This window comes from Streptococcus oralis (genome assembly GCF_003944215.1).
GTDB classification, from domain to species: domain Bacteria; phylum Bacillota; class Bacilli; order Lactobacillales; family Streptococcaceae; genus Streptococcus; species Streptococcus oralis_BI.
Genome location: NZ_RJVZ01000002.1, coordinates 1 through 16,919 on the forward strand (window position 1 = coordinate 1; position 16,919 = coordinate 16,919).

Sequence of the window (16,919 nt, forward strand, 5' to 3'; positions counted from 1 at the left end):
TCCTGCAGCTCCCGCGGCCAGGATTCCCCCTATACCCGCTAGCGTGTTAAAACTAAGGTGTGCGTGATCAAGTTCTTCAGTGTCTGACAGGGTACTAGAGACAACTTCGCCCATACCACCGATACGGAAGAGATCCAATTGAGAGTTTGAGGCTTTTACCCAGTTTTTACCCGACTTGTAAAGCTTATAACGCTTTTTCTCATCTACGATCTCGAAATCTTTGTTAAACTTTTTACTTCGAAACATTTGATTCCTTTCTTTTATCCAATTGCGACCCTTTGTTAACCTCATGATCATTAACAAAGCGTAGTTGCGCTGCCCTCTCAAAACCAGAGATAATCAAACCGCAGTCAGTCTCAGTTTTTATCCCTTTGACTCAGAAAAAGCAGGTTCCATATGGAATATACCAGTTGTTCTTATCTAGTATACACCTCTTATCATTTTACCAAAACGGATTGCCCTTTTCAAGTAATTATATGCGAAATGACAAATGAAAACACTTAATTTTTGTTAAAAATTCGCTTTTAGAGTTCAAACTATTGAAATTCTCTTACGATTTTCGAAATCAAGCCCATTAATACTTCCAATAAAAAATGACCAAACCATCATTAGAAGAGATCATTTCTTTTGTAAATCCCATACTTTTAATCGTTTTTCAGACGTTTTCGAAAGATACAGATGAGGACAAGATTATTAACGCTTTGTAACACCCTGTTCTCATACAAAACGAGAATCCACTATCAACCTTATCATAGTCATTAAACGAAATGCCTTTGATTGTTAGAACTTTGACAATGTCAAAACCAGAATTTTCATAGCTTTAAACATGACAAAAGAGAGAACCAATCTGATTCCCTCTATGCTTCGTTATATGTCACCCACTTCAGTTTCCACTTATTTCCATTCTAATCGGCACTCGACCAAAATTCTGCTCTGCGATGCTTGGCTGTCCTAGTTGGTAGATCTGATCTGCCTTTTGGGTCATAACATCCCAAGGTTCTTTGCCAATTCGGCTGACTAGATGGACCTGTTCTTTCAGAGACTTGAGGTGTTGTCTGCCTTTTTCGGTAAACCCAAGGACATGGAGACCTTCTGGCAAGTCACTTTCTCTGGTTTGCACCAAGATATAGGTCAAGAGGCGTCTGACACGCGCCTTGGTGTAGCGTTTGGTCGCAACCCCCTCGACTAATTCTTCCACAGATTGAGCTGTCTTAACAGCCTCCTTGATGCGCACAGCCATTTCTTGATTGACCTGATAGATGGTCGTTAGGTCTGGATTTGACAAGATTTGATAGCGTAGCAAGGGAAAAAAGTCATCCCAGCTCACCTTACTGGCCTGCTCAAAGAGGTCAACAGAAGGCATACAGCGTTCTAAGAAATCTTGGTCTGATTGATGCTGACGGAGAGCTGTTGCCGATGCAAATTCCACATTCTTGTCCACAGAGTGATAGCCAGCCCCCTGACGCTGAATCGAATGGAGTTTGATTTTACGTCCCGCAACCGCCTTGGCATAGGCCAGAGCAAGGACATGATTGGGGGTATTGCCTGAAAAATCAAGACCTGCAAATTCCTTCCACATGGCTTGGGTTTTCTGAGGATAAGAGAGGGCATCAGGCAGATTTTCCACAAATTCCTCCATCTCGGTACCTTGCTCCGTGTATAGGTCAGCAATTTTCTGGTAATCCAGAACTTCCTCTGTCCCAAAAGCTAGTCTATCAATCCCCAACCGAGCCAAGATATCCACAGCCCCTTGACCGAAGAAATCCGCCGCCTGAACACTGACTAAAAAGGGCAATTCCACTACCAAATCTGCTCCATTTTCCAGCGCCATTTGAGCCCGTGTCCACTTGTCCACGATAGCAGGCTCTCCACGCTGCATGAAATTCCCTGACATGGCAACGATTTTCAGCCCCTCCGCCTGCTCAAGCAGGTATTTGTGGCCATTATGAAAAGGATTGAACTCCGCGATAATACCTGTGATGGTCATGATAATCTCCTACTTCTGCGCGACAAAAAACCAACGGGTGCTGGTTTCTGTCGGCTCCTTGTCCTCAAAGTCCGCATAGAGTTTAAAAGACTTGAAACCAGCTTGTTCCAATAAAATATCGTAGGTCAAAACTTCATAGGTCCGCTCCTCATGCACTTCATCGTGGCGACTAAAGGAACCGTCCGCTTCCTTGACAAAGAAAGTCAACTCATGCACGATGGAGTGAGGAGCCGCATCCTCATAGGTATCCCAGAGCATAGCGAAGTCTTCCGCATTTTCATGGTAAGAATAGCCTGGAAAAACCTCATCAGTCTGGTAGATTGAATGCACATCAAAGATGAATACACCATCTTCATTGAGGGCATTATACACTTCCTTAAAGACATCCCCTACCTCTACCTCATCCTGCATGTAGCAGATAGAGTCAGAGTAACACGTAACAAAGTCGTACTTACCTGCCTTGGACAAATCCAGCATATTACCTTCAATAAAATCAATCTTTTGCTTGGCTGATGTCGCTCTCTTCTCAGCAATCTTCAGCATATCCGCGCTCAAGTCAAGTCCTGTCACATCAAAACCAGCCTGAGAAAAGCGAACAGACTGGATACCTGTTCCGCAAGCCAGTTCCAAAAGTTTCTTTCTCTCCTTAGTCTTAGGCAAATGGCGAAGCGAAAAATCCGTCCATTTATCGTATAAACTATCATCCATCACAGCATCGTAAACAGCCGCAAAGGTTTCATAAGTTGCCATATTCATGATACCAAGTCCGCCCGTAATCGGAATGAAAATTAGGAGCTTGGACTTAGGATCCTGATCCAAGCCAAAGCTATCTATTTTCCGACGATTACAGGACGGGTTCAAATCCTTTCTAAGATACAAAGAGCGTTAAAAGCAAGGAGAAAATAGGAAACTTTCTGCTGTATCGTCAGATACAAAGGAAGTTTATCTTTTTCTCGCAGCTTTTAGCTCGTGTTCAATTTCGAGATGAACAAAACACGACGCCCTCACCTTTCTATCAATTTTCTAAAATAAGCAAATAAACCCAGTTGACTGCAACTGAGTTCATCTCCTATGCCAAGGCTTCCGAAATGTCTACTGACTCTGCCTCATGCCATAGTTTTTCTAGGTTATAGTGGGCACGCATTTCTTCTGAAAAGATATGCACAACGACACCGCCGAGGTCTAGCAAAACCCAGCCTCCCGCTGCATCTCCTTCGACATGACTGCCTTTAAAGCCTGCTTGAGCTACTTTTTCACGGATATTATCAGCAATAGCGTCCAACTGACGGCTATTCATTGAACTCGTGATGACAAAGTAGTCCGTCACGCTGGTCAAATCTTGTACGTCAAGTGCAAGGATATCCTCCGCACGTTTCTCATCAGCCGCTTTCACGACTAGTTCTAGTAATTCTTTTTCGTTCATTTAGTCCTCTTTCAAATAGTGCACAAAGGCGTTATAGGTTTCCAGGGTTTGGGGATAGATGGGGAATCCCTGATGAGCTAGATGCTCCACGGTACGAGCTGTTTCGTAGGCCACTGCCTTATTGAGAGATAGCTCCGCAATTTCACGCGCCACATCCACTCCAGGAAAGGCACGATTGTGTTCGATATAGTCTGCGACATAGATAACCTTATCAAGATCAGTCATCTGACCAGCACCAACTGTATGGATTTCAATAGCTCGCAGGATTTCTGGAACATGCAAATCCAAATCTTCCTGAATCTTGTAGATACCAACCATGCCATGCCAGACATTATTGCCCCAGTTTTTGAGGTCAGGGTCTAGCTGGTAACGGTCAATCAAGTCTAGAAATTCCTGATCTGACAGCTTTTTAGCATAATCATGAAGAAGGCCTGCTAGACCCGCTTTCTCGACATCGACTCCAAAGCGCTGAGCCAGTTCTATGGCTGCACGCTCCACACCCAAGCAATGGGTTAAGCGTTTTTCAGGTAGAAGCTCTGCCATTTTTTCCAACAAAGCCTCACGGGAACAGTTGATATAGTCTTGGTATGCCATCAGTAAAGCCCCTCCTTCACGATGTAGTCTAGCACTGGCTGAGGTAGGAGAAAGTTAGGTTTCCGACCTTGGGCAATGAAGTCACGCACCATGCTTGACGAGATGTCCATGAGAGGCACATCCACCCAGATAACTGGATAGGAAGTCCCTGCCTTGTAGCGCGGACGCTGAACTCCCACAAACTGAACCATGTCAACCAGCTCATCAATTCGATACCACTTAGGTAGATAGTCCACCATATCAGCTCCGATAATGAAGTAATAATCCGTATCTGGATGTTGCTCTGTCAAAATCTTCATGGTGTCATAGGTGTAGGAAATGCCCTTGCGCTCTAACTCAATGGTTTCAATGGCGAGACCTTCAATCCCCTCAATCGCCAACTCAAGCATCTTGAGACGGTGGTGCTCAGGGATAGTTTCTTTTTTATCCACGTGAGGTGGTCGGTACTCAGGCATGAGCAGGACTTGGTCCAGTCCCAACTGTTGTCGTACTTGGTCCGCCACAACAAGATGAGCATTATGAACAGGGTTAAAATTCCCTCCTAGAATCCCGACTTGTTTGCGTTTTTTCTCCTTGATTTCTGGCTCCAACTCTACCTTGGTAAAGGGAGTCAATAATTCAATTGCCATAGGCTCGTCTTCCTTTAATTCTCTGTAAAAACAGTTGTTTGGAGTAGGTGTTTAAATTTCTTTAACTTTCTTGGAAATCTTGCGATTTTCTTTCTTGCTAGATTGTTTAAATAAGATCAAGATGCGTCCGATTTTTTGGACAGTATCCACACCGATTTCTTCTTCCAAGATTTCAGCTACTTCGTGGATGTTCTCATCTGTGTTTTGTAAGAGAGTAACCTTAATCAATTCACGCGCGTCAAGAGCCTGACGAACGCTAGTTTTGATTTGGTCGTTGAGACCATTTTTCCCAATTTGAATGATGGGTTTGAGGGTGTGTGCCTGGCTGTTGAGGAAGGCACGTTGTTTCGATGTTAATGACATAATTTCTTAAAAAGAGTTTCTTTTTATACTTTTCTAAAGTGGTGACGGACGTCATGAAAGTCCTTCGAACTTTCATGACTAAAATTTGAGCCTAAGGTCTCAAATTTTCCGCAGTTGGTACAATCACTTGTACCAACTGACACCACGGCGAAAAGTATTCTCTACAGGCTCGCAACGCTCGCCTTAATAAAGACACCCCTTTCCTTTCTGTGTTTAAATAATTGCTTTTCGTGTGACGACGGCGACGCCTTCTGGTGCCCAGACGGCGACTTTGGCTGTGCCTGTTACACGGATCCAGCCGAGTCCAGAGATGACCAGGTCTGTCTTTTCCTTAATGTTAAATACATGCTGAACTAGTTTTGGAAAATCTTCCTTTTCCTTACTATTTGGTGGTGTCAGAAGGGTTCCGACGTGCTTATCGTAGAAAGCACTAGCGCCTTCTAGCTTGGTACGGTGGAGTTTGAGTTCATTGTCAAAGAAGGCTGTGAAACCTTGCTTTTCTCCTGATATAAAGTCAAATCGTCCGAGACCACCTAAAAACAGGGTTTGTTCAGGGTTAAGTTGATAGGTTTTGGGCTTGATTTCCTTTTTAGGGCTGACATACTTGAGGTTTTTAGCTGTCAAGTAGTGGGCCATCTGGTGACGATGGATGATCCCCGGCGTATCGTAAATATAAGATCCGTCGTCAAGCGGAATCTCAATCTTGTCCAAGGTTGTCCCTGGGAAGCGCGAAGTCGTGATGACATTCTGGTCACCCGTTATTTCTTGAATAATGGCATTGATGAGAGTTGACTTTCCAACGTTGGTCACACCGACCACATAGACATCGCGTCCCTTACGGTAGTGCTCGATTTTGTCAATGACTTCCTTGATAGCATGTTTGTTTTGGGCTGAAGTTAGGACGACATCAACTGGACGGAGCCCTTCCTCGTGGGCACGTTCCATGAGCCACTGGCTAATCTTGCTCGGTTTAACAGACTTGGGCAGGATATCTTTTTTATTTCCGACCAAGAGGACATCATTACCCGATACAAAGCGTGGCAAGCCTGGGATGACAGAACCATTAAAGTCAAAAATATCAATGACATTAACCACCAAGGCATCACTATCTCCCACTTCGTGCAAGAGTTTGAGGAAATCATCATCCGTCAACTGGACATCAGTAATTTCATTGTAATGACGGAGACGGAAACAGCGTTGGCAATAAACTTCACCAGTCTCCAAACCTTTTTCAAGTGCCGACTGAGGAGTAAATCCAAGACCAGCCCTGTCTGTCGTCTGAATGGTTGCTCCACAACCAATACATAGAATTTCTTCCATAGTTAAATTCCTTTTTTATATGTAATCGGTCCGTACTTTTCAGTGATTTTCCGCATGACACGGCGCTCACGAACTCGGTTAATCTGCGTTTTGATGGAGTCGTGTTGGACCAAGGGTTTGACTAAGATTGAGCGAATACCTGCACGGTGCGCTGCACGAATATCCGTCATGAGTTGGTCGCCGACCATGACCACTTCATTTTTCTCATAGTGAAATTCCTTCATAGCACGGTCAATCCCAAAGGTGAAGGGCTTCAAGGCCCAATAAACGTAGTCAATCCCAAACTTCTCAACTGCGCGTTGAACTCGTTTTTTGGTGTTATTTGAGACTACGATAATGCGAATACCCGCGTCCCGAAGATCATGTAGCCATTGCTTCATCTCTGGCGTTCCATCAGGGTTGTTCCAAGCAATGAGGGTATTGTCCAAATCGACCAAAACAGCCTTGATACCATGCGCCTGCAGGCTTGGAACTGTCAGATCATAAACTGCTCCCACAGCAAAATCTGGCATATAATTTTCAATCGCCATTCTGGCTCCTTTTCTTTTTAATTTCTAGCAATTTTCTTTAAACATTGGGCTAAGACTGCCCATAAAATTAGACTAGCTATCAAAATATAAATCCAAGCATTCGGTTCATCTGTAAACGGTAAGGGAACATTCATTCCGAAAAATCCTGTAATAACCGCAAGGATAGCCAGCAAGACTGAGATAATTGTCAAAGTTGTCAAATTATCATTCAGATTATTATTTAGGATGTTGTTGTAAGAGGCTGAGAGTTGTTGCAAGACTTGAGATATTAAGTCTGTCATTGAAACCAACTGATGGGCTTCAATCATAGCATCGTCAAACTGCTCTCTTTCTACCTCATTAAGATTGCGATAAAGAGCATGCCCTTGAATGTGTTCCAAGAGGAGACGATTTTGTTTAGCAGCAGCTGTCAGGTAAACCATACCAGTTTCCAAGTCAGAGAGGGCAAAAAGATTTTTTTTAGTTGTTTTTTGACGAAGAAGTGCACTGATTTCATCCTTACTTTTATCCATCTCTTCAATAACTGGATAGTAAGCATTGCTAATAATCTCTAAACTGGCAAAAAGAAATTTGTAGATGGAAATAATTTCATGGCTTTCAAGATAGGTCGCCATACGTTTGATCACATAAGTATTCTTGTGATTGCTGATAGTGATCAACCGTTTTTTTTCAACGATAAAGGTCATCGGAATCGCTTCATAATATTCTTTGTCTTTTTCTAAATCAAGAACATTATAAATGAAGGTTACTGTCCCCGTTTCACGGTTATAATCCATGTGGGCTCGTTCATTTCTATCCAGAGCATACTCGATGGTTTCCTTGTCCAATCCATAGATGTCAGAAAGATCTTCCATATTTTTAATCTTATCCACATCAAGGTCTATCCAAGTACAATCGTGACCTAGTTTTTTCTCTACAAATAGCATACTCTCTCCTTTACCAAACTCTTTCTATTGTACCACAAATCTGCCAAAATAGCAGACCTACTCTGTACGAGAGAAGTTGCTGACAACAGTGATATTTCGGTTGGGAACAAAGTGAAGGGCTTGGTCGTCACTGCGAAGTTGGGTCGTACGGATTCCTACACTGACAACCTTTCCAGATACGGTAATAGGACCATTTGTGAGGACCACTTCGTCGCCCACATCGAGCTGGCGTTCAAAGAGGATGAAGAAACCATTGATAACATCGGATAGAAAACCTTGTGCACCCATCCCAATGGCAACCCCAGCAATTCCTGCCCCAGCAAGGAGGCTGGAAACTGGCAAACCCAAAATAGACAAGATACAGTAAATCAAAAAGAAATAAAGGGTGTAGTTAAAGATATTCTCAAGCAAACGAGAGATGGTCTTTTGTCTGCCTGCATCCCGATTTGAAAATTTAAGCGAGGGCTTGACAATCTTTCGTACAGTCGCGTGAAGGATCTTTTTAGCTATATAAAATAACAGAAAGAGAATCAAAAGAGAAATCATCTTGGTCAAGAGATTCTCTAATACAGTTGTTACATCCAATTTATCAAGATAACGTTGAAAAAATTCTTGCATACAAAACTCCTTTCTAGTATTATACCACAAATCGTCCTGTTCAAATCCCTCATAAATATTCCGATATTCCCCCAAACTCAAAAAAAGACTTGCCTCAATGGCATATTTATACTATAATCATAAACAATACATTTTGAAGGAGACTATTATGAAAAAAATCATTCGAGCCTGGAACAAGGCCAGCCTCATCAAACGTATCCTAATCGGCATGCTTCTTGGAGCCTCTCTAGGGCTACTTTTCCCTAGTTTGTCGGGATTCGGCATTCTCGGTGACCTATTCGTTGGGGGTCTGAAAGCCATCGCTCCTGTCTTGGTTTTTACCCTCGTCGCAAACGCCCTCTCACAACATCAAAAAGGGCAAGATACCAATATGAAGACCGTTATTTTTCTCTATCTACTCGGTACCTTTGCAGCTGCCTTGGTTGCTGTACTGGCTAGTTTTCTCTTCCCCGTCCAGATTACTCTCAGCAGTGCGAGCACAGAGATTGCCCCACCAGACGGCATCGGTCAAGTCCTCAGCAACCTCCTGCTGAATCTCGTGGACAATCCCCTCAACGCCGTCGTCAAAGCCAACTATATTGGAATTCTATCATGGGCTGTTGTCTTTGGGCTTGCTATGAGAGAAGCTAGCAAAAACAGCAAGGAATTGCTCAAAACCATGGCAGGAGTAACTTCCAAGATTGTGGAGTGGATTATCAATTTGGCACCTTTCGGAATTATGGGCTTGGTCTTCAAGACCATCTCTGATAAAGGAATTACCAGCCTCGCTAACTACGGAATTTTGCTAGGACTCTTGATTACAACTATGGCTTTTGTGGCCTTTATCATCAATCCCCTCATTGCCTTTCTCTTTATGAGAAAAAATCCCTACCCTCTTGTTTTGAAATGTTTGCGTGTTAGTGGGATTACAGCTTTCTTTACTCGTAGTTCTGCTGCTAATATCCCTGTCAACATGAAACTCTGCCAAGATCTAGGACTCAATCCAGATACCTACTCTGTTTCTATCCCCCTTGGCTCCACTATTAACATGGCTGGTGCAGCTGTAACCATTAACATTTTGACTCTAGCTGCAGTAAATACGCTAGGAATCCCTGTCGACTTTGGTACAGCCTTTGTGCTCAGTGTAGTGGCTGCTATTTCTGCCTGCGGAGCTTCTGGAATCGCTGGTGGATCACTCCTCCTCATTCCCGTCGCTTGTAGTTTATTTGGGATTTCAAATGACGTTGCTATGCAGGTAGTCGGAGTTGGTTTTGTCATCGGTGTCGTCCAAGATTCCTGCGAAACTGCCCTAAACTCTTCTACCGACGTCCTCTTTACAGCAGTAGCTGAGTACGCGTCGGCACGTAAAAAATAGATTTTTTAAGACAAGTCTTCCAAGCCTTGTCTTTTATACTCTTATTCTAGTATTATAGGAAATTCTCATGTCTATCACCCAACGTACGACAAAACTGATCTTAGCGACCTGCCTTGCTTGTTTTCTCGCTTATTTTTTAGATTTATCATCAGCAGTTTCAGCTGGAATTATTGCCCTCTTAAGCCTCTCCGACACGCGCAGAAGCACGCTGAAATTAGCCCGTAACCGCCTCTTTTCCATGCTCCTAGCACTCGCTATCGGTGTTCTAGCCTTTCAGCTGACAGGCTTTCACATCTGGAGCCTCGGGCTCTATCTGGCTCTCTACGTGCCTCTAGCCTATAAAATGGGCTGGGAAATTGGCATCACCCCTAGCAGTGTCTTGGTCAGTCATCTTTTGGTACAAGAGTCTACCTCTCCAGATCTCTTGCTCAATGAAATACTCCTCTTTCTCATCGGGACAAGCTTTGCTCTATTGGTCAACCTTTATATGCCCTCTCGTGAGAAAGCTATCCAAAGCTACCACCTTCAGGTCGAAGAAAAGTTAAAAGGCATCCTGCTTCGCTTTAAGTACTATCTGTCGAGGGGAGACGGACGCAATCGAGCCCAACTCGTTGACCAATTAGACAACCTCCTCGATGAAGCTCTCAAACTGGTATACCTGGATCACTCGGATCACCTCTTTCACCAGACGGACTACCATATCCACTACTTTGAGATGAGACAACGACAAAGTCGTATCCTGCGAAATATGGCCCAGCAGATCAATACCTGTCATCTGGCCGCAAGTGAGAGTTTGATTTTGGCCCAGCTCTTTTCTAAGATCGCTGCCCAGCTAAGCCAGACCAATCCTGCTCATGACCTACTTGATGACATCGAACGCTATCTGCAAGTCTTCCGCAATCGGAGTCTCCCTAAAACACGTGAGGAGTTTGAGACCCGTGCCACCCTCCTGCAGCTACTACGCGAAGCCGAAACCTTCATTCAGGTCAAGGTCGATTTTTATCAGAAATATGGAAACTAGAAAAACCTCAGAAGAATCCATGTAACATGATTTCTCTGAGGTTTTTAATTTACCTTTGACTTCAATTACCTTTACTATATGAAAAAATCCACGAATCGATATTATTCGCGGACTTTTTCTAGTAAAGCGCTTAGGTAAGCCGCCATAGCGGTCACCGATTGTTAGATTACGACACTGAGTTTTACAAATCGATTTCATTTGTAAAACTCAGTTAGTTAGGCAGGTAGGCAAGTCAAATAGGACTTGTCGTAGTCTACTTAGATTGCTATGCAATCAAGTAGACTTACTGAATCACATCTTCTCTTCCAACTCTACGTCTGGATACTTATCCGCAAACCAGCGGAGGGCAAAATCATTTTCAAAGAGGAAGACTGGTTGGTCGAAACGGTCTTTAGCTAAGATATTGCGGCTTGATGACATGCGCTCGTCTAAGTCCTCTGGCTTGATCCAACGAACCGTCTTTTTACCCATTGGGCTCATGACCACTTCTGCATTGTACTCGCCTTCCATACGGTGTTTAAAGACTTCAAACTGGAGTTGACCAACAGCGCCCAGCATATACTCACCTGTTTGGTAATTCTTATAAAGCTGAATGGCTCCCTCTTGTACCAACTGCTCAATTCCCTTGTGGAAGGATTTTTGCTTCATGACGTTCTTAGCAGAAACTTTCATGAAAATTTCAGGAGTAAAGGTTGGCAGTGGTTCAAATTCAAACTTGTTTTTTCCAACCGTCAAGGTGTCTCCAACCTGATAAGTACCGGTATCGTAAACCCCGATGATATCTCCTGCAACAGCGTTTGTCACATTCTCACGACTTTCCGCCATAAACTGGGTGACATTAGACAGTTTGGCCCCCTTACCAGTTCGAGGCAGATTGACACTCATGCCGCGCTCAAACTCACCCGATACGATACGGACAAAAGCGATACGGTCACGGTGACGAGGGTCCATGTTGGCTTGGATTTTAAAGACAAATCCTGAGAAATCCTTGTCATAAGGGTCCACAATTTCGCCATCTGTTTTCTTGTGTCCATGTGGTTCTGGAGCAAATTTCAAGAAAGTTTCGAGGAAGGTCTGTACCCCAAAATTGGTCAAAGCTGAGCCAAAGAAGACTGGAGTTAGCTCACCAGCTAAAATAGCTTCCTCTGAGAACTCGTTTCCTGCTTCCTTCAGGAGCTCAATGTCATCCTTGACTTGCTCATAGAAAGGATTGCTTCCAAAGAGCTTGTCCCCTTCTTCCAGACTGGCAAAGCGCTCATCCCCTTTGTAGAGCTCCAAGCGTTGGTTATAGAGGTCATACAAGCCTTCAAAGGCTTTCCCCATCCCGATTGGCCAGTTCATTGGGTAGCTAGCAATGCCTAGGATTTCTTCCAACTCCTGCAAGAGGTCCAGTGGCTCACGACCGTCACGGTCCAGCTTGTTCATAAAGGTAAAGACTGGAATGCCACGGTGCTTCACAACCTCAAACAATTTCTTGGTTTGGGCCTCGATACCCTTGGCAGAGTCCACGACCATGACCGCAGCATCCACCGCCATCAATGTACGATAGGTGTCTTCTGAAAAGTCCTCGTGCCCTGGTGTGTCAAGGATGTTGACGCGTTTTCCGTCGTAGTCGAATTGCATAACAGATGACGTGACCGAAATCCCACGTTGTTTCTCGATATCCATCCAGTCAGACTTGGCAAAAGTCCCTGTTTTCTTTCCTTTTACCGTACCAGCCTCACGAATCTCACCTCCAAAATAGAGCAATTGCTCAGTGATGGTTGTCTTACCCGCATCCGGGTGAGAGATGATAGCAAAGGTACGGCGTTTCTTGATTTCTTCTTGAATAGTCATAAGTTCTCTTTCTTTGATTCTCTATTTTAAGTTGTTTCAGTAGCTAAGAATGATTTTTACATTGGATTTTACTATTCCTTTCAACTCTCCATTATATCGGATTTTGGGGAGTTTTTCAATTGCTCATCCGATGAAAAAGGTAAGCTAGAGTACGGATTTCACCTGATTTCTCTTTTTCCACCGTTTCTTGAACAAGATATCAAAGAGAAGCAACGCTAGAGAAAGAATAACCGACACAAGGAGGTACTTTATCCATAGAGGAGCATTCGAGATAAACGGGGTATCTCTTAAGAGGCCATAATTTCCACCAGTCAGCTGATTAACCCCAACTAGAAAGAGATTGAGGATAAAGGTATAGGCTACAATCATATATTTCTTGAGCAAGGTCTTATCATAGTGATTCATCAAGTAAACCAAGGAATTCACCAAAAGGGCATAGTGCCCAATCAAAAATGAAAAACTGGTGATATGGGGGAAATCATAGGGGTCAAAAACGGGGTAAACCAAGGCAAAGACCGCTCCACTTGCTCCTAAGAGGGCAAAGTATTGCTTGCTCCGCCATTTATCTGGCAAGAAAACCACTGCAAACATAGCCAAACGACAATGATAAAAAGGAAGGCTATTAGAAAACGGAATCCCAAAACCAACATACCAACTATATAGGACTAGTAGCTGGAGAATCTGAATCCCCTTAAACATGCGGACAAATTTCGGATTTTTGTGATAAACAAGTGCTCCATAAGTACAAAGTACTAAAAGAAGCATCATAGCCCCATACCAAAAGAGCGGAATGGGAGGAGGTACGGTTTGGAATCTTGTAAAAAAATTATGTAGCATATTTTCTATCCTAACTCATCTTTCGAGGAATTCTTCCTACATTAATCTCTAGTCTCACTCAATTTTTCTTTTAGTTTAACCATTATAGCGAATTAAAAACGATTTTTCAATTTCTATTTCTTTTCAGTTTGCCTTAGCTTATTTATAGGAAAATATGGTAAAATAGAACAGACTAAAAATCATCATTTCACGAAAGGATGCAAGATGAAAATTACGCAAGAAGAGGTAACACACGTTGCCAATCTTTCAAAATTAAGATTCTCTGAAGAAGAAACTGCTGCCTTTGCAACAACGCTGTCTAAAATTGTCGATATGGTTGAGTTGCTGGGCGAAGTCGACACTACTGGTGTCGCACCTACTACAACGATGGCTGACCGTAAAACCGTACTCCGCCCTGATGTGGCCGAAGAAGGAACTGACCGTGATCGCTTGTTTAAAAATGTACCTGAAAAAGATAACTACTATATCAAGGTACCAGCTATCCTAGATGATGGAGGAGATGCCTAATGACTTTTAATAACAAAACCATTGAAGACTTGCACAACCTCCTTGTCTCTAAGGAAATTTCTGCAACTGAATTGACACAAGCAACGCTTGAAGATATCAAATCTCGCGAGACGGCTATCAATGCTTTTATTACCATCGCTGAGGAGCACGCTCTTGCTCAAGCTAAGGCTATTGATGAAGCTGGAATTGATGCTGACAATGTCCTTTCAGGAATTCCACTGGCTGTTAAGGATAATATCTCTACCGACGGTATCCTCACAACTGCAGCCTCAAAAATGCTCTACAACTATGAGCCTATCTTTGATGCAACAGCCGTTGCTAATGCCAAAGCTAAAGGTATGATTGTTGTCGGGAAAACTAACATGGACGAATTTGCCATGGGTGGGTCTGGTGAGACTTCTTACTATGGTGCCACTAAAAATGCTTGGGACCACAGCAAGGTTCCTGGTGGATCATCTAGCGGTTCCGCAGCTTCTGTAGCTTCAGGACAAGTTCGCTTGTCACTCGGATCTGATACAGGGGGTTCTATCCGCCAACCTGCTGCCTTCAACGGGATCGTTGGTCTCAAACCAACCTACGGAACCGTTTCACGTTTCGGTCTCATTGCCTTCGGTAGCTCATTAGACCAGATTGGACCTTTCGCTCCTACTGTTAAGGAAAATGCCCTCTTGCTCAATGCGATTGCTAGCGAAGATGCCAAAGACTCTACTTCTGCTCCTGTCCGCATTGCCGACTTTACTTCAAAAATCGGCCAAGACATCAAGGGCATGAAAATTGCTTTGCCTAAGGAATACCTTGGTGAAGGGATTGATCCAGAAGTTAAGGAAACAATCTTGAATGCGGCCAAAAACTTTGAAAAACTCGGTGCTATCGTCGAAGAAGTGAGCCTTCCTCACTCTAAATACGGTGTTGCCGTTTACTATATTATCGCTTCATCAGAAGCCTCCTCAAACTTGCAACGCTTTGACGGTATCCGTTATGGCTACCGCGCAGAGAATGCAACTAATCTTGATGAAATCTATGTAAATAGTCGTAGCCAAGGTTTTGGTGAAGAAGTGAAACGCCGTATCATGCTGGGTACTTTCAGTCTTTCGTCAGGTTACTACGACGCCTACTACAAGAAGGCTGGACAAGTCCGTACCCTCATCATTCAAGATTTCGAAAAAGTCTTTGCGGATTACGACTTGATTTTGGGACCAACTGCTCCAAGTGTTGCCTACGACTTGGATTCACTCAACCATGACCCAGTTGCCATGTACTTGGCTGATCTTTTGACCATCCCAGTCAACTTGGCTGGTCTACCAGGAATTTCGATTCCTGCTGGATTCTCTCAAGGTCTACCAGTCGGTCTGCAATTGATCGGTCCTAAATACTCAGAAGAAACCATTTACCAAGCTGCTGCTGCTTTTGAAGCAACAACAGACTACCACAAACAACAACCCGTGATTTTTGGAGGTGATAACTAATGAACTTTGAAACAGTCATTGGACTTGAAGTCCACGTAGAGCTTAACACCAATTCAAAAATCTTCTCACCTACTTCTGCCCACTTTGGAAATGACCAAAATGCCAACACTAACGTGATTGACTGGTCTTTCCCAGGAGTACTTCCAGTTCTCAATAAAGGGGTTGTCGATGCTGGTATTAAGGCAGCACTTGCCCTCAACATGGACATCCACAAAAAGATGCACTTTGACCGCAAGAACTATTTCTACCCTGATAATCCAAAAGCCTACCAAATTTCTCAGTTTGATGAGCCAATCGGTTATAACGGCTGGATTGAAGTGGAGCTAGAAGACGGTACGACCAAGAAAATCGGTATCGAACGTGCTCACCTAGAAGAAGACGCTGGTAAAAACACCCACGGTACAGACGGCTACTCTTACGTTGACCTAAACCGCCAAGGAGTGCCCTTGATTGAGATTGTATCTGAGGCTGACATGCGTTCGCCAGAAGAAGCCTACGCTTATCTAACTGCCCTCAAGGAAGTCATCCAGTACGCTGGCATTTCCGACGTTAAGATGGAAGAAGGTTCTATGCGCGTGGATGCCAACATCTCTCTTCGTCCTTATGGTCAAGAAAAATTCGGTACCAAGACTGAGTTGAAAAACCTCAACTCCTTCTCAAATGTTCGCAAGGGTCTTGAATACGAAGTCCAACGTCAAGCCGAAATCCTTCGCTCAGGTGGTCAAATCCGCCAAGAAACACGCCGTTACGATGAAGCTAACAAGGCAACCATCCTCATGCGTGTCAAAGAAGGTGCTGCAGACTACCGCTACTTCCCAGAACCAGACCTACCCCTCTTTGAAATCTCAGATGAGTGGATTGAGGAAATGCGAACTGAATTGCCAGAGTTTCCAAAAAAACGCCGTGCCCGTTACGTGGCTGACCTTGGCTTGTCAGACTACGATGCTAGCCAGTTGACTGCAAACAAAGTCACTTCTGACTTCTTTGAAAAAGCTGTTGCCCTCGGTGGCGATGCCAAACAAGTCTCTAACTGGCTCCAAGGTGAAGTCGCTCAATTCTTGAACGCTGAAGGCAAGACACTGGAACAAATCGAATTGACACCAGAAAACTTGGTTGAAATGATTGCTATCATCGAAGACGGCACTATCTCTTCTAAGATCGCCAAGAAAGTCTTTGTCCACCTGGCTAAAAATGGCGGTGGCGCGCGTGAATACGTGGAAAAAGCAGGCTTGGTGCAAATCTCTGATCCAGATGTTCTGATTCCAATCATCCACCAAGTCTTTGCCGATAACCAATCTGCTGTTGCCGACTTCAAGTCAGGTAAACGCAACGCAGACAAGGCCTTCACAGGATTCCTTATGAAAGCAACTAAAGGCCAAGCCAACCCACAAGTTGCCCTTAAACTCCTCGCCCAGGAATTAGCTAAGTTGAAAGAAAACTAGACAGAACAAAACCAGCCCTAAGGTTGGTTTTTTCTTCTCTACCAACTCCCAATAACTATTTTGGCT

General features: G+C 43.8%; 18 protein-coding genes and 1 pseudogene. 6 read left to right on the forward strand and 13 right to left on the reverse strand.

The annotated features are described in order from the left end of the window. On the reverse strand, positions 1-246 hold a 246-nt coding region (locus D8804_RS01155), incomplete at its 3' end, for a KxYKxGKxW signal peptide domain-containing protein (protein WP_142999710.1). A gap of 362 nt (positions 247-608) precedes the next feature. On the opposite strand from D8804_RS01155, the pseudogene D8804_RS10405 reads away from it, so the two are divergent. Next, positions 609-859: pseudogene (locus D8804_RS10405) on the forward strand (ISL3 family transposase); the annotation flags it as partial. A 24-nt stretch (positions 860-883) separates the two neighbouring features. Here the strand turns inward: D8804_RS10405 and D8804_RS01160 are convergent. The 10 genes from D8804_RS01160 to D8804_RS01205 all read right to left on the reverse strand — a co-directional run bounded on the left by D8804_RS01160 (position 884) and on the right by D8804_RS01205 (position 8,390). After that, complete coding sequence (locus D8804_RS01160; protein ID WP_125398541.1) at positions 884-1,987, reverse strand: nucleotidyltransferase; 1,104 nt, start codon at positions 1,985-1,987, stop codon at positions 884-886. Positions 1,988-1,996: 9 nt separating this feature from the next. Further along, complete coding sequence (locus D8804_RS01165; protein ID WP_312023267.1) at positions 1,997-2,737, reverse strand: class I SAM-dependent DNA methyltransferase; 741 nt, start codon at positions 2,735-2,737, stop codon at positions 1,997-1,999. A gap of 319 nt (positions 2,738-3,056) precedes the next feature. Then, complete coding sequence (gene rsfS, locus D8804_RS01170; protein WP_042767955.1) at positions 3,057-3,410, reverse strand: ribosome silencing factor; 354 nt, start codon at positions 3,408-3,410, stop codon at positions 3,057-3,059. After that, positions 3,411-4,004 (reverse strand): bis(5'-nucleosyl)-tetraphosphatase (symmetrical) YqeK, encoded by a 594-nt coding sequence (gene yqeK, locus D8804_RS01175; RefSeq protein WP_125398542.1) that lies wholly within the window; start codon positions 4,002-4,004, stop codon positions 3,411-3,413. Continuing rightward, positions 4,004-4,633 carry a nicotinate-nucleotide adenylyltransferase gene (locus D8804_RS01180; RefSeq protein ID WP_125398543.1) on the reverse strand — a complete coding sequence of 210 codons (630 nt, stop codon included), beginning with the start codon at positions 4,631-4,633 and terminating at the stop codon, positions 4,004-4,006. The genes yqeK and D8804_RS01180 overlap by 1 nt, the downstream gene beginning before the upstream one ends. A gap of 51 nt (positions 4,634-4,684) precedes the next feature. Further along, complete coding sequence (gene yhbY / locus D8804_RS01185; RefSeq protein ID WP_000060169.1) at positions 4,685-4,996, reverse strand: ribosome assembly RNA-binding protein YhbY; 312 nt, start codon at positions 4,994-4,996, stop codon at positions 4,685-4,687. A gap of 213 nt (positions 4,997-5,209) precedes the next feature. Next, positions 5,210-6,316 carry a ribosome biogenesis GTPase YqeH gene (yqeH, locus tag D8804_RS01190; protein WP_125398544.1) on the reverse strand — a complete coding sequence of 369 codons (1,107 nt, stop codon included), beginning with the start codon at positions 6,314-6,316 and terminating at the stop codon, positions 5,210-5,212. A gap of 2 nt (positions 6,317-6,318) precedes the next feature. Beyond that, positions 6,319-6,846, reverse strand: a complete 528-nt coding sequence (locus tag D8804_RS01195; RefSeq protein ID WP_125398545.1) for a YqeG family HAD IIIA-type phosphatase — start codon at positions 6,844-6,846, stop codon at positions 6,319-6,321. Between the two features lie 17 nt (positions 6,847-6,863). Continuing rightward, the gene (locus D8804_RS01200) at positions 6,864-7,772 is read right to left on the reverse strand and encodes a magnesium transporter CorA family protein (RefSeq protein WP_125398546.1); all 909 of its coding nucleotides are present in this window, start codon (positions 7,770-7,772) and stop codon (positions 6,864-6,866) included. A gap of 57 nt (positions 7,773-7,829) precedes the next feature. Then, positions 7,830-8,390, reverse strand: a complete 561-nt coding sequence (locus D8804_RS01205) for a mechanosensitive ion channel family protein (RefSeq protein WP_001154835.1) — start codon at positions 8,388-8,390, stop codon at positions 7,830-7,832. Between the two features lie 148 nt (positions 8,391-8,538). Here D8804_RS01205 and sstT point away from each other — a divergent pair, with 148 nt between their 5' ends. Further along, complete coding sequence (gene sstT / locus D8804_RS01210; protein WP_084925304.1) at positions 8,539-9,744, forward strand: serine/threonine transporter SstT; 1,206 nt, start codon at positions 8,539-8,541, stop codon at positions 9,742-9,744. 67 nt (positions 9,745-9,811) lie between these two features. After that, a complete protein-coding gene (locus D8804_RS01215; RefSeq protein WP_125398547.1) occupies positions 9,812-10,765 on the forward strand; it encodes an aromatic acid exporter family protein in 954 nt (317 codons plus the stop codon). A 291-nt stretch (positions 10,766-11,056) separates the two neighbouring features. On the opposite strand, the gene D8804_RS01220 is transcribed toward D8804_RS01215, so the two are convergent. Further along, a complete protein-coding gene (locus D8804_RS01220) occupies positions 11,057-12,601 on the reverse strand; it encodes a peptide chain release factor 3 (protein ID WP_125398548.1) in 1,545 nt (514 codons plus the stop codon). Positions 12,602-12,745: 144 nt separating this feature from the next. Then, complete coding sequence (locus D8804_RS01225) at positions 12,746-13,438, reverse strand: YwaF family protein (RefSeq protein WP_125398549.1); 693 nt, start codon at positions 13,436-13,438, stop codon at positions 12,746-12,748. A gap of 204 nt (positions 13,439-13,642) precedes the next feature. On the opposite strand from D8804_RS01225, the gene gatC reads away from it, so the two are divergent. From gatC to gatB, 3 genes are read left to right on the forward strand one after another with little or no spacing between them, the layout of a single operon-like run. After that, positions 13,643-13,945: an Asp-tRNA(Asn)/Glu-tRNA(Gln) amidotransferase subunit GatC gene (gene gatC, locus D8804_RS01230; RefSeq protein ID WP_000705419.1), complete on the forward strand. Its 303-nt coding sequence runs from the start codon at positions 13,643-13,645 to the stop codon at positions 13,943-13,945. Beyond that, positions 13,945-15,411: an Asp-tRNA(Asn)/Glu-tRNA(Gln) amidotransferase subunit GatA gene (gene gatA / locus D8804_RS01235; protein ID WP_125398550.1), complete on the forward strand. Its 1,467-nt coding sequence runs from the start codon at positions 13,945-13,947 to the stop codon at positions 15,409-15,411. The genes gatC and gatA overlap by 1 nt, the downstream gene beginning before the upstream one ends. Next, positions 15,411-16,853, forward strand: coding sequence for an Asp-tRNA(Asn)/Glu-tRNA(Gln) amidotransferase subunit GatB (gene gatB, locus D8804_RS01240; protein WP_125398551.1), 1,443 nt, complete (start codon positions 15,411-15,413; stop codon positions 16,851-16,853). The genes gatA and gatB overlap by 1 nt, the downstream gene beginning before the upstream one ends. Positions 16,854-16,919: the final 66 nt, after the last annotated feature.